Source organism: Streptomyces sp. NPDC054813 (genome assembly GCF_053611365.1).
In genome coordinates this window covers 234,784-253,400 of record NZ_JBSHAF010000012.1, presented here as the reverse complement: position 1 = coordinate 253,400, position 18,617 = coordinate 234,784, and the positions used below count along the sequence as shown (strand labels likewise).

Here is an 18,617-nt window from a genome sequence, read left to right as displayed (position 1 = left end):
CTATGTTTCCTCGGGGGGGGGGGGTGGGGGGGGGGGGCGGTGTTACAGCTGCTGTCTCTTTTATTTTTGTGTGGGGGGTTCTAAACGTTTTTTCGGCCCCCCCCCACTCTCCCAACCTATCCGCCCTCAGCCCCAGGTAATCAACCGCTTCGGCTGTTCCAGGATCGCCGCGATGTCCGCGAGGACCTTGGAGCCCAGTTCGCCGTCGACCAGGCGGTGGTCGAAGGACAGGGCCAGCGTGGTGACCTGGCGGGGCTTGACCTTGCCCTTGTGGACCCACGGCTGGAGCTTGATCGCGCCGACCGCCAGGATCGCCGCCTCGCCCGGGTTGAGGATCGGCGTCCCCGTGTCGATGCCGAAGACACCGACATTGGTGATCGTCACCGTGCCGCCCTGCATGGCACCGGGCGAGGTCTTGCCGTCCCGGGCCGTGGCCACCAGCTCACCGAGGGACTCGGCCAGCTGCGGCAGCGTCTTCGCGTGGGCGTCCTTGATGTTCGGGACGATCAGGCCCCGCGGGGTGGCCGCGGCGATACCCAGGTTGACGTAGTGCTTGAGCACGATCTCCTGGTTCGCCTCGTCCCAGGACGCGTTGATGTCCGGGTTGCGCCGGATCGCGATCAGCAGGGCCTTGGCGATGAGGAGGAGCGGGTTCACCCGGAGGCCTTGCAGGTCCTTGTCCTGCTTCAGTTCCTCCACCAGCTTCATCGTGCGGGTCACGTCCACCGTCACGAACTCCGTGACATGCGGGGCCGTGAACGCCGAACCCACCATCGCCGACGCCGTCGCCTTGCGGACGCCCTTGATGGGAACGCGGGTCTCACGCACACCGTCGTACGCCGGTGTGGGCGCCGCCGCAACGGCGGGAGCCGCCGGTACGGCCTGGGCCGGTTCCGGGACCGCCGTCGGTACGGCCGCCACCGCCGCGTGGATGTCCTCGCGCGTGATGACGCCCTCCGGGCCCGACGGGGTCACCGTGGCCAGGTCGACGCCCAGGTCCTTCGCCAGCTTGCGCACCGGCGGCTTCGCCAGCGGGCGGGCACGCTCCACGGCGGGCACCTCGGGGACCACTGCGGCGACCTCGGCATGGCCGTGGCCGTTGAGCTCCTTCTGGACCGCCGCCTTGACCGCCGCCTCGGCGGCCGTCGCCTCCGGGCCCTTGCGCGGGCGGCGCTTCGTGGAGGAGGCCGCCACGCCGTAGCCGACGAGGACCGGCTGGCGGCCCTGCGGCTTCTCCTCCGGCTCCGCAGCCGGCGCGGGCTCCGCCGCGGGAGCGGATGCTCCGCCCGACACGTCCACCGAGATGATCGCCGTGCCCACGTCGACCGTGGTGCCCTCGGCGAAGCGCAGCTCGCGCACCACTCCGTCGTAGGGGATGGGCAGTTCGACGGCCGCCTTGGCCGTCTCGACCTCGCACACCACCTGGCCGTCGGTGACCGTGTCGCCCGGCTGGACGTACCACTTGAGGATCTCGGCCTCGGTGAGCCCCTCGCCCACGTCCGGCATCTTGAACTCGCGTACGGACGCTTCCGTCATCGTCGTCACGACCCTCTCCTCAGTACGCCAGGGCACGGTCGACGGCGTCGAGCACCCGATCCAGGCCCGGAAGGTACTCCTCCTCCAGGCGGGCCGGCGGATAGGGGGCGTGGTAGCCGCCCACCCGGAGCACCGGGGCCTCCAGGTGGTAGAAACAGCGCTCGGTGATCCGGGCGGCGATCTCCGCGCCCGAGCCGAAGAACACCGGCGCCTCGTGAACCACGACCAGGCGGCGGGTCTTCTCGACCGAGGCCTGGATGGAGTCGAAGTCCAGCGGGGAGACGGACCGCAGGTCGAGGACCTCCAGGGACTTGCCCTCCTCGGCGGCCGCGTCGGCGACCTCCTGGCAGAGCTTCACCATCGGGCCGTAGGCGGCCAGAGTGAGGTCGGTGCCCTCGCGGGCCACCCGCGCCTTGTGCAGCGGGCCGGGGATGGCCTCCGTGTTGACCTCGCCCTTGTCCCAGTAGCGGCGCTTGGGCTCGAAGAAGATCACCGGGTCGTCGCTCTGGATGGCCTGCTGCATCATCCAGTAGGCGTCCGAGGAGTTGGACGGGGAGACGATCTTCAGGCCCGCCACGTGCGCGAACAGCGCCTCGGGGGACTCCGAGTGATGCTCGACCGCGCCGATGCCGCCGCCGTAGGGGATACGCACGACGACCGGCATCTTCACCTTGCCGAGCGAGCGGGCGTGCATCTTCGCGAGCTGGGTGACGATCTGGTCGTACGCCGGGAAGACGAAGCCGTCGAACTGGATCTCCACCACCGGGCGGTAGCCGCGCAGGGCGAGGCCGATCGCGGTACCGACGATGCCGGACTCCGCGAGGGGGGTGTCGATGACGCGGCTCTCGCCGAAGTCCTTCTGCAGGCCGTCGGTGACGCGGAAGACGCCGCCGAGCTTGCCGACGTCCTCGCCCATGACGAGGACCTTGGGGTCGGCCTCCAGGGCGCGGCGCAGCGACTCGTTGATCGCCTTGGCCACCGCCATCTTTTCCGCTGCCATGAGTCAGACCCCCTCTACGTCCGCGAACGACGCCTGGTAGGCGGCGAACTGGGCTCGTTCCTCGTCGACGAGCGCGTGCCCGTCCGCGTACACATGCTCGAACATGGCGAAGTTGTCCGGGTCCGGCATGGCTCGGACCGCTTCGCGCACTCGCCTGCCCAACGCCTCGGACTCGGCTTCGAGTTCCGCGAAGAATCCCTCGTCCGCGTGGTTTGAGGCCTCCAGGTACCGGCGAAGGCGCAGGATCGGGTCCTTGGCCTCCCAGGCCTCGCGCTCCTCGTCGGCCCGGTACTTGGTCGGGTCGTCGGAGGTGGTGTGGGCGCCCATCCGGTAGGTGTACGCCTCGACCAGCGTCGGGCCCTCGCCGCTGCGGGCGCGCTCCAGCGCCCACTTGGTGACCGCGAGGCAGGCCAGCACGTCGTTGCCGTCCACGCGGACGCCGGGGAAGCCGAAGCCCTGGGCGCGCTGGTAGAGCGGGACGCGGGTCTGCTTCTCGGTCGGCTCGGAGATCGCCCACTGGTTGTTCTGGCAGAAGAACACCACCGGGGCGTTGTAGACCGCGGCGAAGGTGAACGATTCGGCGACGTCGCCCTGGCTGGAGGCGCCGTCGCCGAAGTAGGCGATGACCGCCGAGTCCGCGCCGTCCTTGGCGACGCCCATGGCGTAGCCGGTGGCGTGCAGGGTCTGGGAGCCGATGACGATGGTGTAGAGGTGGAAGTTGTTGCTGTTGGGGTCCCAGCCGCCGTGGTTGACGCCGCGGAACATGCCCAGCAGGTTGGTCGGATCGACCCCGCGGCACCAGGCCACGCCGTGCTCGCGGTAGGTCGGGAAGACGTAGTCGTCCTCGCGGGTGGCACGCCCGGAGCCGATCTGGGCGGCCTCCTGCCCGAGCAGGGACGCCCACAGGCCCAGCTCGCCCTGGCGCTGCAGGGCGGTGGCCTCGGCGTCGAAGCGGCGGGTGAGCACCATGTCGCGGTACAGCCCGCGCAGTTCGTCGGGGGTGATCCCGGCGACATACGCGTCGTACTCGGCGTTCTTGACCCGCTTGCCCTCGGGCGTCAGCAGCTGCACGAGTTCGGGATCGGTGCTCTTCTTCGTGGTGGTGCGATGCGTGGTGGTACGAGTGGTGCGCTTGGTGCCGGTCTTGCTGCCGGTGGTACCGGCTTTGCCTGCGGCGCTGCGTCGCGGTTGGCTCGCGGCACTGCTGTCCACGGTCACGTGTGCTCCTCCGTCGGTCCGGCCCCCGGGGTTGCCGGGTGAACCAGTGCGGCTCACCTGCTTCCGATACGCGTGGCACGGGGTGGGTGCCACTCGGACGGGAACAGGCGTGACAGGTGCCCCGGCGAGCGCCCTGCAAGATGCACGTTACCCAGTGCTCCACATTTCTGTGAAACCCCTCCTGACCTGCGATTTTGCTTGGAAATCCAAGTACTTTTTGCTTGGGCTTCCTAGTAAATCGACATGGGCCGGAAGGTCGCTGGTCAGAGCCTTGCAGGAGGCCGGAGCTACCGCACGTTATCCCGCCGCACCGGGCCACGGGAAGAGCTCGTGTGCGAGACCGACGTCGTGGGCGAAGAAGGACAAATTATCGCATTTCTCCTCGACGACCATGAGGTCGTCGGCCGGGGCATCCACGAGACGCTCTCCACGGAGCCGGACGTCGAGCTCCACGGAGCCGGACATCGAGGTGGCCGGCGAGGGGCTCACCGACCGGCGGATCGGCGCCGCTGACGGCGAACCGTTCGTTCCCGTGCACCCGGTCGGCGCACCCGGGTCCGTCACCGTCCACCACGTGACCGAAAGCGACCAACAGCGACTGCCTGCGACAATCCCCAGCTCACAGGCCCAGGCGTTGCCCTAGCATCTGCCGCGTGCCGCGCCCATGTGTACCACCCCCAATGCCCCATGCGCCCCCTCTGGGCGCCCTGCTCCGGCTGTACGCCGCCGGTTCCGCGCTCACTTGCGAACCCGTGGAACAGGGCCTGCTCAACCGCGGCTACCACGTCCGCACCACCCACGGCCGTTACTTCCTCAAACACCACTTCGACCCGGACACCGCCGACCCGGCCGCCATCGAGCGCCGCCACCTGGCCACCCAGCGCCTGGCCGCCCTCGGGGTCCCGGTCGCCCCGCCGCTGGCCCACCGCGAGGGCCGAACGGTCGCCGTCGTCGGCGGCCACGCCTACGCGCTGCACCCTTGGATCGACGGCAGGCACCGGCACGGCGGGCAGCTCACGCACGGGGAGTGCGCGCGGCTCGGTGCGCTGCTGGGCGCCGTGCACGCCTGCCTGGAGCGCGTGATGCCCCCCAAGGGGCGCACGCGCCCGGCTACAAGCCCCCATCCCGTCGAGAGCGCCGACCCCGCCGACACCTTCGCGCTCATCGACGACCTGCTCGCCCACGTCAGCCGGCACCGCCCCGCCGACGCCTTCGACGAACTCGCCCGCCACCGGCTGCTCGAACGCCGCGCGCTCCTGGAGCAGCACGCCGGCCGGCGCCCCCCGCGCGGCGCCTCGGTGGGCTGGGTGCACGGCGACTTCCACCCGTTCAACCTGCTCTACAAGGACGACGCACCCGCCGCGATCGTCGACTGGGACCGGCTGGGCGTGCAGCCCCGCGCGGAGGAGGCCGTGCGTGCCGCCGCGATCTTCTTCGTGCGCCCGGCGGGGGCGCTCGACCTGCCGAAGGTGCGGGCGTACGCGCGCGCGTACCGGCGCGCGGCCGGCGCCACGCCCTCGGAGCTGGCGGCGGCCGTGCACCGCGTGTGGTGGGAACGGCTCAACGACTTCTGGATGCTGCGCTGGCACTACGAGCGCGGCGACACCCGCGCGGACTCTCAGTTCCCGGCCGCCTCGGCGCTGGCCGTGTGGTGGACCAGCGAGTACGACGCGGTGTGCGACGCGTTCGTCCGGTGAGGACCGTCGCTCAGCCCCGCGGGGGTGTCGCTGTCCTTCAGGGGTTGCCCAGGCCGGTGCCGGCGACGGAACCCTCGTCCGTGTTGCCGCTGCCGCCGTCCGTGCCCGTCGATTCGGTGGGGTCCGTCACGGGGGAGCTCGCGGTGTCGGTGGGCTGCGAGGCGCTCGCCGTGTCCGAGGGCTCGTCGGTCGGGCCGGTGCTCTCCGTCTGGGACTGGGTGTACGACGGGGTCTCCGACGGCGTGTAGTGGGAGTTGTCGTTGTTGCCCGAGCCGCTGGTGCCGGTCTCCGTGTCCGTGGCCGTGTCGCTGGCCTTGTCGGTGGGGCTCTCGCTGGGCGTCTCGTCCTTGGTGGACTGCGAGACGCTCGGCGACGTCGACGTCCCCGGGTCACCGCCGTCGCCGCCACCCTTGTTCAGCGCCAGCGCGACGCCCGCCGCGATGGCGATCACCGCGAAGACGGCCAGGATCCACAGCTTGCCGCGGCCGCTGCCCCGGTTGCCGTGACCCTCGAAGCCGCCGTCGTCACCGCCGCCGTAGCCGGACGGCAGGATCGGCTGCGGGATCTGCGAGGTCCCGTTGGAGTCCATCGGGTGCTGCACCGTCGTGCCGGCGAAACCGCCCGCCGAGGCGTGCCGGCCGTCGTGCACGGTGACCGGGCCGGTGTTCCAGGTGCCGGTGTGGGCGCCCTGGGCGTACAGCATCTGCAGGCCGTACTGGACCAGGCCGCGCATCTCCTCGGCGGTCTGGAAGCGGTCGTCGGGCTCCTTGGCGAGCGAGCGCATGACGAGGCCGTCCAGCTCCGGCGGGGCGACGCCCTCGGAGGTCTGGGACGGCGGCACCGGGATGTCCTGGACGTGCTGGTAGACCACCGACAGCGGGGTCTCGCCGATGAAGGGCGGCCGCAGCGAGAGGAGTTCGTACAGCAGACAGCCGGTGGCGTACAGGTCGGAGCGGTGGTCGACGGCCTTGCCGAGCGCCTGCTCCGGGGAGAGGTACTGGGGGGTGCCCATGACCATGCCGGTCTGCGTCATCGTCGTGGACGCACCGTGCAGCGCGCGGGCGATGCCGAAGTCCATCACCTTGACCGCGCCGTTGTGGGTGATGATCACGTTGGCGGGCTTGATGTCACGGTGCACGATGCCGTGCTGGTGCGAGTAGGCCAGCGCCTCCAGCACCCCGGACGTGATGATCAGAGCCTGCTCGGGGCCCGGCGCCTCGGCGTTGATCAGCAGGTCGCGGATGGTGCGGCCCTCGACCAGTTCCATCACGATGTACGGCACGGACTGGCCGCCGACGACGTCCTCGCCGGAGTCGTACACCGCCACGATCGCGTGGTGGTTGAGCCCGGCGACCGACTGTGCCTCGCGGGTGAAACGGGCCTTGGAGACCGGGTCCTCGGCGAGATCGGCGCGCAGCAGCTTGACGGCCACGGTCCGGCCGAGCCGTACGTCCTCGGCGGCGAACACCTCGGCCATGCCGCCCCGGCCGAGCCGGTGGGTGAGCCGGTAACGGCCGTCGCCGACCAGGCCGCCGTTGCCCCACATCTCCGGCGTGTCTGACATGCCGCCGCCAGTCGCCTCGGGGTCGGACGGGCCCTGGGCGCTGTGCGTCTGTGCCATCGGTCCTCGCCGTCGTTTCTGCCCGCGGTGCGCGCGGTGTTGTCACGGTCTCCGTCGGCCACGCTACAGCCTCCGCGCAACCCCCAGGTCCGGGTTCCGGCCCGTGGACGGACCGGTCATCAAACCCGTACCCCGCGCTGTCGTGCAAATTCCGTGTACCGGAGGTACGGCAGCTGTAACGCTTCCGCGCCTCTTCTTTCGCGTACGGTCACGGAACGGGCACCGCGCTTGACGTGTCAGTGCCCTCGGGCAGACTTGGCCCGGAACTTGACCAGGAATGGGATATTCGATCAACAAGGGTGCCTGAGCGCCCGACGGGGGACGGGGAAAATGAGCCAGGACGGCGCACACGGCCGTTACGTGGGGCGGGCTCTGGCCGGTGGCCGCTACCAACTGCGCGACCTGCTCGGCGCGGGCGGTATGGCCTCCGTGCACCTGGCGTACGACACGGTCCTGGACCGGCAGGTCGCGATCAAGACCCTGCACACCGAACTCGGCCGGGAACAGGCCTTCCGCGAGCGCTTCCGCCGCGAGGCCCAGGCAGTGGCCAAGCTCACGCACACCAACATCGTCTCCGTCTTCGACACCGGGGAGGAGGACCTCGACGGCTCGACCATGCCGTACATCGTCATGGAGTACGTCGAGGGCCGCCCGCTCGGCTCGGTGCTCGACGAGGACGTGACGCAGTACGGCGCGATGCCCGCCGACAAGGCGTTGAAGATCACCGCCGACGTACTGGCCGCGCTGGAGATCAGCCACGAGATGGGGCTGGTCCACCGCGACATCAAGCCCGGCAACGTGATGATGACCAAGCGCGGGGTCGTCAAGGTGATGGACTTCGGCATCGCCCGTGCGATGCAGTCCGGGGTCACCTCGATGACGCAGACGGGCATGGTCGTCGGCACCCCGCAGTACCTCTCCCCGGAGCAGGCGCTCGGCCGGGGCGTGGACGCCCGCTCCGACCTCTACTCGGTCGGCATCATGCTGTTCCAGCTGGTCACCGGCCGGCTGCCGTTCGACGCGGACTCGCCGCTGGCCATCGCCTACGCGCATGTTCAGGAGGAGCCGGTCGCTCCCTCCTCGGTCAACCGTGCCCTTCCCCCGGCCGTGGACGCGCTGGTCGCCCGCGCCCTGAAGAAGAACCCGAACGAGCGCTTCCCGACCGCCGAGTCCATGCGCGACGAGTGCCTGCGGGTCGCCGCCTCGCTCCAGCCGGCCGCGCCCAGCATCGTCCCGGGCATCCCGCCCACGCAGAGCGGCTCCGGGGTCGGCTCCGCGGTGTTCCCGCCGGTCGACCAGGCGACACCGGCGCCTCCCGGGCCGGTGCAGACCCCGTACCAGCCGATGCCGACCTCGAATCCGTACGGCACCCCGGCTCCTGCTCCGGGCCCCGTTCCGGCGTACGGCTATCCGCAGCAGGCCGGCTACCAGACGCCGGCCGGGTACGCCCAGCCGGCGCCGTCGACCCCGCCGCCGTACAACATCACCCCCCAGTCGCCGTCCTCCGGCGGTGGTGGGGGCAGGGGCAACCGGCCGGTGGTCATCGGGTCGATCGTGGTCTCGCTGGTCGCGGTGATCGGTCTGGTCGTCGCGCTGGCGCTGAACAACGGCGGCGGCGAGGACGACAACGGCGGAAGCGGCAGCGGTGGCGCCACCGCGAGCGCCGGGGCCTCGCACGCGTCGGGCTACCGCGGCCCGGACACCTCGAGGACCATCGAGAAGTCCGAGTGCACCGAGCCGCAGGAGTCGTACGACGACGCCGACAAGATCCAGGTCCCGAACTTCAAGTTCAAGTACCTCAAGTCGGTCAAGGAGTGCTTCCAGGCCGCCGGCTGGCGGATGAAGATCACTTCCGTGGACGAGAACACGTACGGCGACGGCACGATCATGGACCAGTTCCCGACCTCCGGCACGGATGTCGACCCCTCGGAAATGCCGACGATCGAGCTCAAGGTGTCGACGGGCAACCCGGCCACCGGCTGAGACAGCGGCGCAGTAGTCGCAGTACTACGCAGCAGTAAGGGCCCGGCGGTGCTACCGCCGGGCCCTTCGCCGTCTCAGGAGGCCTGCTCTGAAAGCCGCCTCGGCAGGCCTGTTCCGAGGCCCGCTCCGCTTCCTGCCCGGTAGTCCTAGAGGTACGGTCCGCCGGAGCGGCCGGCCGGTCCGTGTTCCTCGCCCGCGTCGCCGACCCCCGGCGGCAGCGCCCGGCGCATCTGCTCCAGCTGGGCACGGGCAGCCATCTGCTGGGCGAACAGGGTCGTCTGGATCCCGTGGAAAAGGCCTTCCAGCCAGCCCACCAACTGGGCCTGCGCGATACGCAGTTCCGCGTCGGTCGGGGTCACGTCGTCGGTGAAGGGCAGCGAGAGCCGCTCCAGCTCCTCCACCAGCTCCGGCGCCAGACCGTCCTCCAGCTCCTTCACGGAGCTGGCGTGGATCTCCTTGAGCCGGACCCGGCTGGCCTCGTCGAGAGGAGCCGCGCGCACCTCCTCCAGGAGCTGCTTGATCATGCTACCGATCCGCATGACCTTGGCGGGCTGTTCCACCATCTCCGTCACCGGGATCTCGCGGGAGTCCTCGTCCCCGTTGCCGCCACCGAGTGCCATCCCGTCCTGGCCCACGACCAGGATCTGCGGGTTCTCGGGCGACCGTTCGTTCCTCGGCATCTCCATGCCGCCATTCTCTCGCACCCGTACACCTCACCACCGTGGTGCCCCCCGTTGAGCCTGATCCACCTCTCGGAGCCGCCCCTGACGGGCGTAGACCCATCGGCCGAATCAGAAATGCCGGGCTTGTCGGTGAATGTGAGGCTGGTGTCCGTCGGCTCTGACGACTGTGTTCCAGGAGGTCACCGACGTGACTCCAAGGCCGCGATCCACCCTCGGCGGCGTACGGCTCGCGCCGGTCCGCCTGCTGCTCGTCCTCGCGACGGTCCTGCTGCCGTACGGCACGGCCGTCGCGTACGGCCCCGAGCCCGTGGTCGTCCATGGCCCCGAGCCGGTGTCCTCGGACTCCGCCGACGCCTCGGCCTCCCCCGAGCCGTCCCGGGCCGGAACCCTGGCCGGTGAGGGCAGGCTGCGGCCAGGACGGCCCCAGGGCCCGGCGGCGGCCGTCCAGGGGCAGGACGAGGACGAAGACGAGCCCGGCGAGGAGACCGATGACGCCAGTCCGGCCGCCACCTCGGCGCAGCCGCCCCGGGATGTCGAGCTGGTGCCCAGCGCGCCCCAGCCGCACCCCACCCACCAGGCCGTGGCCCACAACGAGGACGACGGCTCCGAGCCCGTGCTGCACATCCTTCCGCTGGGCAGCGGCCTGGTCCTGATCGGCCTCGGGCTCGGCCTCGCCTTCGTCGCCCTTCGGGTGCGGCGGAGCTAGATCCTGCGCTAGGGGGCCACGAGGAGGACCTTGCCGATGTGCCCGCTGGCCTCCACCAGCCGCTGGGCCTCGGCCGCCTCGGCCATCGGCAGCTCCCGGTCGACGACCGGCCGGACATGGCCGCCCTCGATCAACGGCCACACATGCTCGCGCACGGCCGCGACGATGGCCGCCTTCTCGCCGAGCGGACGGGCGCGCAGCGAGGTCGCGCTGATCGCGGCCCGCTTGCCGAGCAGCGCACCGATGTTCAGCTCGCCCTGCACCCCGCCCTGCATACCGATGATCGCGAGCCGTCCGTTGACGGCGAGGGCCCGCACGTTCCGGTCCAGGTAACTGGCGCCCATGTTGTCGAGGATGACGTCGGCCCCGGCACCGTCGGTGGCCTGCCGCACCTCGGTGACGAAGTCCTGGTCGCGGTAGTTGACGAGGATGTCCGCGCCCAGCTCCGCACAGAAGTCCAGCTTCTCCTTGGTACCCGCGGTGACCGCGACCTTGGCGCCGATCGACTTGCCCAGCTGGATCGCCATGGTGCCGATGCCGCTGGAGCCGCCGTGCACGAGCAGCGTCTCACCGGGGCGCAGGTGGGAGATCATGAAGACGTTCGACCAGACCGTGCAGGCCACCTCGGGCAGCGCGGCCGCCTGCTTCAGGTCCACGCCCTCCGGCACCGGCAGCAGCTGCCCGGCCGGGACGGCGACCTTCTGCGCATAGCCGCCTCCCGCGAGCAGTGCGCACACCTCGTCGCCGACCGACCAGCCGGAGACACCGGGGCCGACCTCGACGATCCGGCCGGAGCACTCCAGACCGGGATAGGCGGAAGCGCCGGGCGGCGGGTTGTAGTTGCCCTGCCGCTGCAGGATGTCGGCACGGTTGACGGCACTGGCCACCACCTCGACCAGCACCTCGCCCTCCCCGGGCACGGGATCGGGGACCTCGTCCCACACCAGCGCCTCGGGCCCACCAGGTTCGGGAATCGTGATCGCATACATGCGGCCGACGCTACCCCTCGCCCGGCAGCACTCCCGGTCAGGCCCGGGGCAACGGTCGTATGTCCGGGGCGACCCGGGTGCCCGGGGAGGCCCGCACGATCGTGATCAGCCGGTCCGTCAGCTGGATGGTGCCGACGGCCGGGTCGTCGTAGCCGAGCACCCGGTGTCCGCGGAGGACGCTCACCACCAGGTCGGCCGTCTCGCGCGGGGTCTTGCCGACCTCGGCCTTGACCGCCGGGCGCTCCACCAGGTCCAGGCCTGTGCCCTGCTGGATCAGGTCCTCCATGACCATGCCGGCGGCCGGACTCAGCACGGACAGCCCCAGCAGGCGCCCGGCGGCGCTCGCGCTGGTGATGACGGCGTCTGCGCCGGACTGCTTCAGCAGCGGTGCGTTCTCCTCTTCACGGACCGCGGCCACGATCTTCGCGCCCTTGTTGAGCTGCCGGGCGGTCAGGGTCACCAGCACGGCCGTGTCGTCCCGCTGGGTCGCGATGATGATCTGCCGGGCCCTGTGCAGCTCGGCCCGCTTGAGCACCTCGCTGCGCGTCGCGTCCCCGATCACCCCGGCGTAGCCCTCGGCGGTGGCCGCCTCGATCGCCTTGGCGCTGGGGTCGACGACGACCACCTGCTCCTTGTTCAGCCCCGTCGCACAGACGGTCTGGATCGCCGACCGCCCCTTCGTCCCGAAGCCGACGACGACGGTGTGATCCCGCAAGGCGGACCTCCAGCGGTTCTGGCGCCATTCCTCCCGGGTGCGTTCGGTGAGGACTTCGAGCGTGGTGCCGACCAGGATGATCAGGAACAGCACGCGCAGCGGTGTGATGACGAAGATGTTGGTGAGCCGGGCGGCGTCACTGACCGGGGTGATGTCGCCGTACCCGGTGGTGGAGAGGGTGACGGTCGCGTAGTAGAAGGCATCGAGGAGGTCGATGCTGCCGTCCGAGGTGTCGTTGTAGCCGTCGCGGTCGGCATAGACGATGAGCGCAGTGGCGACCAGCAACAGCAGGGCCAGTGACACCCGTTTGCTGACCTGGCGGATCGGGCGCTCCACCACTTTCGACGGGAGTTTCACCCGTTGGGTCACCAGATGTTCGTCCGCCTGGCGGGCGATGGCGTCATGGCCCGGAAGTTTCACGTGAAACACACCTCGATCCCCGCGGCCGCCCACGGCAGATCCAACAGCTCCGTCTCCTGGCCCTGCCGCGCCCCACCCGGCGGTACGACCGCGAGTGCGTCGGCGGCGGCGATGCCACGGAGCATCGCAGGGCCGTTGTAGTGCAGCGGAACGGCCGCGTCACCGCGCAGGACGACCGGGATGAGCCGGGTGTCGTACGGGTGTCCGTGCGTCGCTTCCGCCAGGGGCACCGCGTACGGCTCGGGGGCCGGGTGGGCGGCGAGGGTGCGCAGCAGGGGTTCGGCGAGGGTGAGCAGGCCGGAGACGGCGGCCAGGGGGTTGCCGGGGAGACCCACGAGGTGCTGGTTCTGCTGGGTGCGGGCCAGCAGCATGGGGTGGCCGGGTCGGACCTTGACGCCGTCGACGAGGAGTTCGGCCCCGATGCGTTCCAGGGTGGAGTGGACATGGTCGACCGGGCCGGACGCGGTGCCGCCGGTGGTGACGACGAGGTCGGCGCCGGACGACGTGATCGCCTTGTACAGGGCCTTGGCGTCGTCGCCGAGCCGGCGTACGGCGGTCACCTCGGCGCCGAACGCGCGCAGCCAGGACGGCAGCATCGGGCCGAGCGCGTCCCGGATGCGTCCTTCGCTCGGGAGCCCTTCGGTGAGCAACTCGTCCCCGAGGATCAGGACTTCGGCCCGGGGGCGCGGGACGACCGTGACGTTGTCGTATCCGGCGGCCGCGGCGAGGCCGAGGACGGCCGGGGTGACCAGGGTCCCGACGGACAGCAACTGGTCGCCGCTACGGCACTCCTGGCCGCGCGGGCGGATGTCCTGGCCGTGCACGACCTCGCGGGTGGGGTGCAGCCGGCCCTGGGCGTCGATACGGCCGTGTTCGCTGCGCAGCACCGCGGTGGTGTCCGCCGGGATCCGGGCACCGGTGGCGATCCGTACCGCTTCGCCGTCGGTGAGCGGCTCGGGCTGCGCGTGCCCGGCCAGGACGCCCTCCTCACGCACGTCCCAGGGACCGGGGCCCGCCACCGCCCAGCCGTCCATCGCGGAGGTGTCGAAGGAGGGCAGGTCGGTCAGGGCGTCCAGCGGGGTGGCCAGGGCCAGACCGAGCGCGTCCGCCAGCGTTACGGAGACAGGGGCCCTGCGGGCGCCCGAGCGGGCGGCGCGGGCGGCGATCTCGCGGGCCTGCGGCCAGGGCGTGGCACGGTGCTGGTGCGCCGACGGGCCGCCGTGGGCGTGCCCGCCCTGGGCGTGCTCGCTCTGGGCGACGGGCGGAAGCGCCTGGCTGCCGGTGACACCCTTGCCGAACTCCCTGGGCTCCCTGGGCTCTCTCACGAGGGCGAGCGCCTCCTCGACGTCGAGGTCGTCGTCGGTGTTCCCGGCGGACGCGCCGACCCGGATGCCGGGGGCGGTCACCGGCCGGGCCCGGAGCCGGGGGCGGGCTTCCCGGAAGCGGACTGTTCGGCGGCGTTCGCCTCTTCCTCCCAGCGCAGGGCCAGCGCGGCGGCCTTGCGGGCCGCCTCGGCGACCGCCTCGGGGCCGCCCTTGCCCTGTGCGGCCGCGTAGCCGACGAGGAACGTGGTCAGAGGGGCGGCCGGGCGGGCCACGCCGTGCGCGGCGTCCCTGGCCAGGTCGAGCAGGACGCCGGTGTCGACGTCCAGGTCGATGCCCAGCTCGTCCTTGACTGCGGAGATCCATTCATCCAACACGTGCCCATGCTCCCTGATGCGTGCCCTGGCGTCGGCGATGTCGTCCCAGGTGTCGCAGTCGAAGGACGCGAGGGGGTCCGGGACGCGGGTGAGATCGAGTGCGGCGGTCAGACGCCGCAGGGGGAGGCCGACGAGGCCGGGGGCCGTGCGGCCGGGTGCCTCGCTGTCGCCGTCGCCGTCGCCATGGCTGTCGCCGTGGCTCTGACTGTGGCTGTGGCTGTCGCCTTCGGCGAGGGCGGACAGGGCGCGGCGGAGCGGTGCCGTGCGGTACGCCGCGACCAGGGGCTGGTCCCGGCCCTCGGCGTCGGTGAGCAGGGCGGCGTCGGCGCCGGAGCTGTGCAGGGCCGTCAGCAGCCGCTCCACGGTCGCCTGTTCGAGGAACGGGAGGTCCGCGGAGAGTACGAGCGCAAGGTCGGCGGTGGTGTGGCGCAGGCCGGCGTCGAGGGCCGCGACCGGGCCGCCGCCCGGAGGGTCCTCGCGGGTCCAGCGCACCGCGCGGGAGGTGGGGCGGGGCGCCGCCACGACGACGGTGTTCCGGGCGCCGGCACAGGCCGTGAGCACACGGTCCAGCAGGGGACGGCCGCCTACCCGGACGGAGGGTTTGTCGGCCCCGCCGAGGCGTCTCGCTGCGCCGCCGGCCAACACGATCGCGTCGTAGGCCGGCGGCTCGGTGTCGGTCACCTTTCGAGTATGGGGGGAGGGTGGATCACTGGGAACCGATGGGACTGAGTGCGCTCTGCAGGGAGTGGATGCGGGATGCGCCCCTGTAAGTGCTCCGGCGCTACCCGGCTAGAGCGTCCTCAGGAGAACCGCCGGCTTCTCCACGCAGTCCGCCACGTACCGCAGGAAGCCGCCCGCCGTGCCGCCGTCGCAGACCCGGTGGTCGAAGGTGAGGGACAGCTGGACGACCTGCCGGACCGCCAGCTCGCCCTCGTGCACCCACGGCTTCGGGACGATGCGGCCCACGCCGAGCATCGCCGCCTCGGGGTGGTTGATGATCGGCGTGGAGCCGTCGACGCCGAAGACGCCGTAGTTGTTCAACGTGAAGGTGCCGCCGGTGAGTTCGCCGGGGGTGAGCTTTCCGGTGTGGGCCGCCTCGGTCAGCCGGGCGAACTCCGCCGTCAGCGCCTCGGCGTCGCGGGTGTGGGCGTCCCGGACGACGGGGACCACCAGGCCCCGGTCGGTCTGGGCGGCGAATCCCAGATGGACATGGTCGAGTTGGACGATCTCGCGGGCCTCGACGTCGACGTAGGAGTTCAGCTCGGGGTAGCGGGCCAGGGCGGCCGTACTGATCCGCGCGAGCAGCGCGAGCAGGGAGATCTTCGGGCCGGCCGCCGCGTTCATCGCGGTTCGGGCGCGCATCAGCTCGGTCGCGTCGGCGTCGACCCAGCAGGTCGCGTCGGGGATCTCCCGGCGGCTGCGGGAGAGCTTGTCGGCGACCGCGCCCCGGATGCCCTTGAGAGGCGTACGGGTGCCGGTCTGGGCGTTCGCCGGGCCGGCCGAAGGGTTCGCCGGGGCGGTCAGCGGGCCGACCGGGGTCTTGGTGGCGGCGCGGGCCGCGCTGACCCGCAGGGCGTCCTCGACGTCGGCGCGCAGGATCAGGCCGTCGGGGCCCGAGCCGGAGAGCCGGCGCAGGTCCAGGCCGTTGTCCCGGGCGAGCCGGCGGACCAGGGGGGAGATCACCGGGAGGGGGCCCTCGGGGAGCGGAGGCGGCGCGGGGACCGCCGTTTCGACGGCGGTCGCCTTCCCGGCCGTGCCGTTGGCCCGGTCCGGTGCGTTGGGGCGGGCCCGGCGGCGGCGCGCCGGGGGTGCCCCGGTGCCGTAGCCCACCAGGACGTTGCCGGAGCCCTCCGGTTCGGGGGCCGGGGTGGCCTCGCCGACGGCGACCGTCAGCAGCGGGGCGCCGACGGGCAGTTCGGCGCCCTCCTCGCCGAAGCGGGCGGTGACCACACCGCCGTAGGGGCAGGGGACCTCGACCATCGCCTTGGCCGTCTCGACCTCGACGACCGGCTGGTCGATCGCGACGACCTCGCCGACCTGGACCAGCCAGTTGACGATCACCGCCTCGGTCAGCCCCTCCCCGAGGTCGGGCAGTTTGAACTCCAGCACCTGTGCCATCAGCCCTCGGCCTCCCACTGCAGACGCGCCACCGCGTCCAGGATGCGGTCGACGCCGGGCAGGTGGTGGCGCTCCAGCATCGGCGGCGGGTAGGGGATGTCGAACCCGGCCACGCGCAGCACCGGCGCCTCCAGGTGGTGGAAGCAGCGCTCCGTGACCCGGGCCGCGATCTCCCCTCCCGGTCCGCCGAACCCGCCCGACTCGTGTACGACGACCGCCCGCCCGGTGCGCCGTACCGAGGCGCAGACCGTCTCGTCGTCGAACGGCACCAGGGAGCGCAGGTCGACGACTTCGAGGTCCCAGCCCTCCGCCTGGGCGGCCTCGGCGGCTTCGAGGCAGACCGGTACGGACGGGCCGTACGTGATGAGCGTGGCACTGCGCCCTGTGCGGCGCACCACCGCGCGGCCGATGGGTTCAACGTCCGTCGGGTGCTCGGGGTTCCAGGTGTCCTTGGACCAGTACAGGCGCTTGGGTTCGAGGAAGACGACCGGGTCGTCGGAGGCGATGGCGGCGCGCAGCAGGCCGTAGGCGTCGGCGACCGTGGCCGGGGTGACGACGTGCAGGCCGGGGGTGGCCATGTAGTAGGCCTCGGAGGAGTCGCTGTGGTGCTCGACGCCGCCGATGCCGCCGCCGTAGGGAATGCGGACGGTGATCGGCAGGGGCATCCGGCCGCGGGTGCGGTTGCGCATCCGGGCGACATGGCTGATCAGCTGCTCGAACCCGGGGTAGGCGAAGGCGTCGAACTGCATCTCCACGACCGGGCGCAGCCCGTACATGGCCATGCCGACGGCGGTGCCGAGGATGCCGGCCTCGGCGAGCGGGGTGTCGGTGCAGCGGTCCTCGCCGAACTCCTTGGCGAGGCCGTCGGTGACCCGGAAGACCCCGCCGAGGGCGCCGACGTCCTCGCCCATGACGTGCACGGCGGGGTCGGCGGCCATCGCGTCGCGCAGCGCGCGGGTGAGGGCCTGTGCCATGGTGGCGGGCTTGACGGCGACGGTCGTCATCAGTGGCCGCCTTCCTGGTCTGCCTGCTCGGCCTCCAACTCGGCCCGCAGCATGGCGCGCTGCTCGCGCAGCTGGGTGGTGGTCTCGGCGTACACCTGGTCGAAGAGGGTCATGGGGTCGAGCTCCGGGTCGCGGTTCATGCGCTCACGCAGGTCGGCGGCCATGGTCTCGGCGTCCTCGCGCGCGTGCCGTGCGAAGTCCTCGTCGAACAGCCCGCGGTCGGTCAGCTCGCGCTCCAGCAGCAGGATCGGGTCGTGGTCGCGCCAGGCGTCCACCTCGGCGTCGCCCCGGTAACGGGTGGCGTCGTCGGCGTTGGTGTGGGCGTCGATGCGGTAGGTCACCGCCTCGACCAGGGTGGGGCCGCCGCCCTCGCGCGCGTGCCGCACGGCGTCGGAGAGGACCTGGTGCACGGCGGCCGCGTCGTTGCCGTCGACCAGGCGGCCCGGCATGCCGTACCCGACGGCCTTGTGGGCCAGGGAGGGGGCGGCGGTCTGCTTGGCGAGCGGAACGGAGATGGCGAAGCCGTTGTTCTGGACCAGGAAGACGACCGGGGCCTGCCAGACGGCGGCGAAGTTCAGCGCCTCGTGGAAGTCGCCCTCGCTGGTGCCGCCGTCGCCGACCATGGCGAGGGCGACCACGTCGTCGCCCTTGAGGCGGGCCGCGTGGGCGAGGCCGACGGCGTGCGGGAGCTGGGTGGCGAGCGGGGTGGAGAGGGGCGCCACGCGGTGGGCGAAGGGGTCGTAGCCGGTGTGCCAGTCGCCGCGCAGCAGGGTGAGCGCCTCCACGGGGTCCACGCCCCGGGCGACGACCGCGAGGGTGTCGCGGTAGCTGGGGAAGAGCCAGTCGCGCTCCTCCAGGGCCAGCGCGGCGGCGATCTCGCAGGCCTCCTGACCGGTGCTGGAGGGGTAGACGGCGAGGCGGCCCTGTTTGGTGAGGGCGGTGGCCTGTGTGTTGTACCGGCGGCCGTGCACCAGCCGGGTGTAGAGCCGGCGCAGCAGCTCCGGGTCGGCCTTGGCGGCCGCCTCGGTCCCGAGGACGCGGAAGGGCCGCTCGTCGGGCAGCAGGGGCGCGGGGTCCGTCCGGGGTTGCCAGGCGGGCGGCGGCGACGGGCGGTATGCGCCTCGCTGCTCCAGGACCGTCATGACGGCACCTCCTCGTGGGGGTGGCTACGGGAGACGGATCGGCTGTGACCCGTCCCACCTACCGATTGTTCGGTCGTCAGCACATT

16 protein-coding genes are annotated in these 18,617 nt (G+C 71.7%); 3 read left to right on the top strand and 13 right to left on the bottom strand.

Annotation, left to right across the window (positions count from 1 at the left end; genetic code table 11):
- Nucleotides 1-126 precede the first annotated feature (126 nt).
- From ACWGJB_RS25555 to ACWGJB_RS25540, 4 genes are all read right to left on the bottom strand, one after another.
- Nucleotides 127-1,545 carry a dihydrolipoamide acetyltransferase family protein gene (locus ACWGJB_RS25555; protein WP_453382411.1) on the bottom strand — a complete coding sequence of 473 codons (1,419 nt, stop codon included), beginning with the start codon at nucleotides 1,543-1,545 and terminating at the stop codon, nucleotides 127-129.
- A gap of 10 nt (nucleotides 1,546-1,555) precedes the next feature.
- Complete coding sequence (locus tag ACWGJB_RS25550; RefSeq protein ID WP_453382410.1) at nucleotides 1,556-2,536, bottom strand: alpha-ketoacid dehydrogenase subunit beta; 981 nt, start codon at nucleotides 2,534-2,536, stop codon at nucleotides 1,556-1,558.
- Nucleotides 2,537-2,539: 3 nt separating this feature from the next.
- Nucleotides 2,540-3,754: a pyruvate dehydrogenase (acetyl-transferring) E1 component subunit alpha gene (pdhA, locus tag ACWGJB_RS25545; RefSeq protein ID WP_453382409.1), complete on the bottom strand. Its 1,215-nt coding sequence runs from the start codon at nucleotides 3,752-3,754 to the stop codon at nucleotides 2,540-2,542.
- Between the two features lie 297 nt (nucleotides 3,755-4,051).
- Complete coding sequence (locus tag ACWGJB_RS25540; protein ID WP_453382408.1) at nucleotides 4,052-4,243, bottom strand: hypothetical protein; 192 nt, start codon at nucleotides 4,241-4,243, stop codon at nucleotides 4,052-4,054.
- A 191-nt stretch (nucleotides 4,244-4,434) separates the two neighbouring features.
- On the opposite strand from ACWGJB_RS25540, the gene ACWGJB_RS25535 reads away from it, so the two are divergent.
- Complete coding sequence (locus ACWGJB_RS25535) at nucleotides 4,435-5,451, top strand: phosphotransferase (RefSeq protein WP_453382407.1); 1,017 nt, start codon at nucleotides 4,435-4,437, stop codon at nucleotides 5,449-5,451.
- Between the two features lie 37 nt (nucleotides 5,452-5,488).
- Here ACWGJB_RS25535 and ACWGJB_RS25530 read toward each other — a convergent pair whose 3' ends face one another.
- Nucleotides 5,489-7,072 carry a protein kinase domain-containing protein gene (locus ACWGJB_RS25530; RefSeq protein WP_453382406.1) on the bottom strand — a complete coding sequence of 528 codons (1,584 nt, stop codon included), beginning with the start codon at nucleotides 7,070-7,072 and terminating at the stop codon, nucleotides 5,489-5,491.
- Between the two features lie 330 nt (nucleotides 7,073-7,402).
- On the opposite strand from ACWGJB_RS25530, the gene ACWGJB_RS25525 reads away from it, so the two are divergent.
- Nucleotides 7,403-9,055 carry a protein kinase domain-containing protein gene (locus ACWGJB_RS25525; protein WP_453382405.1) on the top strand — a complete coding sequence of 551 codons (1,653 nt, stop codon included), beginning with the start codon at nucleotides 7,403-7,405 and terminating at the stop codon, nucleotides 9,053-9,055.
- A gap of 146 nt (nucleotides 9,056-9,201) precedes the next feature.
- Here ACWGJB_RS25525 and ACWGJB_RS25520 read toward each other — a convergent pair whose 3' ends face one another.
- Nucleotides 9,202-9,741 (bottom strand): bacterial proteasome activator family protein, encoded by a 540-nt coding sequence (locus ACWGJB_RS25520; RefSeq protein ID WP_360480622.1) that lies wholly within the window; start codon nucleotides 9,739-9,741, stop codon nucleotides 9,202-9,204.
- A 184-nt stretch (nucleotides 9,742-9,925) separates the two neighbouring features.
- Here ACWGJB_RS25520 and ACWGJB_RS25515 point away from each other — a divergent pair, with 184 nt between their 5' ends.
- Nucleotides 9,926-10,444: a hypothetical protein gene (locus ACWGJB_RS25515; protein ID WP_453382404.1), complete on the top strand. Its 519-nt coding sequence runs from the start codon at nucleotides 9,926-9,928 to the stop codon at nucleotides 10,442-10,444.
- An 8-nt stretch (nucleotides 10,445-10,452) separates the two neighbouring features.
- On the opposite strand, the gene ACWGJB_RS25510 is transcribed toward ACWGJB_RS25515, so the two are convergent.
- The 7 genes from ACWGJB_RS25510 to pdhA (ACWGJB_RS25480) all read right to left on the bottom strand — a co-directional run bounded on the left by ACWGJB_RS25510 (nucleotide 10,453) and on the right by pdhA (ACWGJB_RS25480) (nucleotide 18,531).
- Nucleotides 10,453-11,433, bottom strand: coding sequence for an NAD(P)H-quinone oxidoreductase (locus ACWGJB_RS25510; protein WP_453382403.1), 981 nt, complete (start codon nucleotides 11,431-11,433; stop codon nucleotides 10,453-10,455).
- Between the two features lie 37 nt (nucleotides 11,434-11,470).
- Nucleotides 11,471-12,568 carry a potassium channel family protein gene (locus ACWGJB_RS25505; protein WP_453382402.1) on the bottom strand — a complete coding sequence of 366 codons (1,098 nt, stop codon included), beginning with the start codon at nucleotides 12,566-12,568 and terminating at the stop codon, nucleotides 11,471-11,473.
- On the bottom strand, nucleotides 12,565-13,974 hold the full coding sequence (locus ACWGJB_RS25500) for a molybdopterin molybdotransferase MoeA (RefSeq protein ID WP_453382401.1): 1,410 nt from the start codon (nucleotides 13,972-13,974) through the stop codon (nucleotides 12,565-12,567). Before ACWGJB_RS25500 ends, ACWGJB_RS25505 begins: the two co-directional genes overlap by 4 nt.
- The gene (locus ACWGJB_RS25495; RefSeq protein ID WP_453382400.1) at nucleotides 13,971-14,948 is read right to left on the bottom strand and encodes an NTP transferase domain-containing protein; all 978 of its coding nucleotides are present in this window, start codon (nucleotides 14,946-14,948) and stop codon (nucleotides 13,971-13,973) included. Before ACWGJB_RS25495 ends, ACWGJB_RS25500 begins: the two co-directional genes overlap by 4 nt.
- A gap of 108 nt (nucleotides 14,949-15,056) precedes the next feature.
- Nucleotides 15,057-16,385, bottom strand: coding sequence for a dihydrolipoamide acetyltransferase family protein (locus ACWGJB_RS25490; RefSeq protein WP_453382399.1), 1,329 nt, complete (start codon nucleotides 16,383-16,385; stop codon nucleotides 15,057-15,059).
- Nucleotides 16,385-17,389: an alpha-ketoacid dehydrogenase subunit beta gene (locus tag ACWGJB_RS25485; protein WP_453382398.1), complete on the bottom strand. Its 1,005-nt coding sequence runs from the start codon at nucleotides 17,387-17,389 to the stop codon at nucleotides 16,385-16,387. Before ACWGJB_RS25485 ends, ACWGJB_RS25490 begins: the two co-directional genes overlap by 1 nt.
- A complete protein-coding gene (gene pdhA / locus ACWGJB_RS25480; protein ID WP_453382397.1) occupies nucleotides 17,389-18,531 on the bottom strand; it encodes a pyruvate dehydrogenase (acetyl-transferring) E1 component subunit alpha in 1,143 nt (380 codons plus the stop codon). Before pdhA (ACWGJB_RS25480) ends, ACWGJB_RS25485 begins: the two co-directional genes overlap by 1 nt.
- Nucleotides 18,532-18,617: the final 86 nt, after the last annotated feature.

Excerpts from the sequence above, each read along its gene's own strand:
- ACWGJB_RS25485 (WP_453382398.1), bottom strand. The coding sequence starts at position 17,389 with ATGACGACCGTCGCCGTCAAGCCCGCCACCATGGCACAGGCCCTCACC.
- ACWGJB_RS25525 (WP_453382405.1), top strand. The coding sequence starts at position 7,403 with ATGAGCCAGGACGGCGCACACGGCCGTTACGTGGGGCGGGCTCTGGCC.
- pdhA (WP_453382397.1), bottom strand. The coding sequence starts at position 18,531 with ATGACGGTCCTGGAGCAGCGAGGCGCATACCGCCCGTCGCCGCCGCCC.
- ACWGJB_RS25550 (WP_453382410.1), bottom strand. The coding sequence starts at position 2,536 with ATGGCAGCGGAAAAGATGGCGGTGGCCAAGGCGATCAACGAGTCGCTG.
- ACWGJB_RS25535 (WP_453382407.1), top strand. The coding sequence starts at position 4,435 with ATGCCCCATGCGCCCCCTCTGGGCGCCCTGCTCCGGCTGTACGCCGCC.
- ACWGJB_RS25510 (WP_453382403.1), bottom strand. The coding sequence starts at position 11,433 with ATGTATGCGATCACGATTCCCGAACCTGGTGGGCCCGAGGCGCTGGTG.
- ACWGJB_RS25520 (WP_360480622.1), bottom strand. The coding sequence starts at position 9,741 with ATGGAGATGCCGAGGAACGAACGGTCGCCCGAGAACCCGCAGATCCTG.
- ACWGJB_RS25530 (WP_453382406.1), bottom strand. The coding sequence starts at position 7,072 with ATGGCACAGACGCACAGCGCCCAGGGCCCGTCCGACCCCGAGGCGACT.
- ACWGJB_RS25490 (WP_453382399.1), bottom strand. The coding sequence starts at position 16,385 with ATGGCACAGGTGCTGGAGTTCAAACTGCCCGACCTCGGGGAGGGGCTG.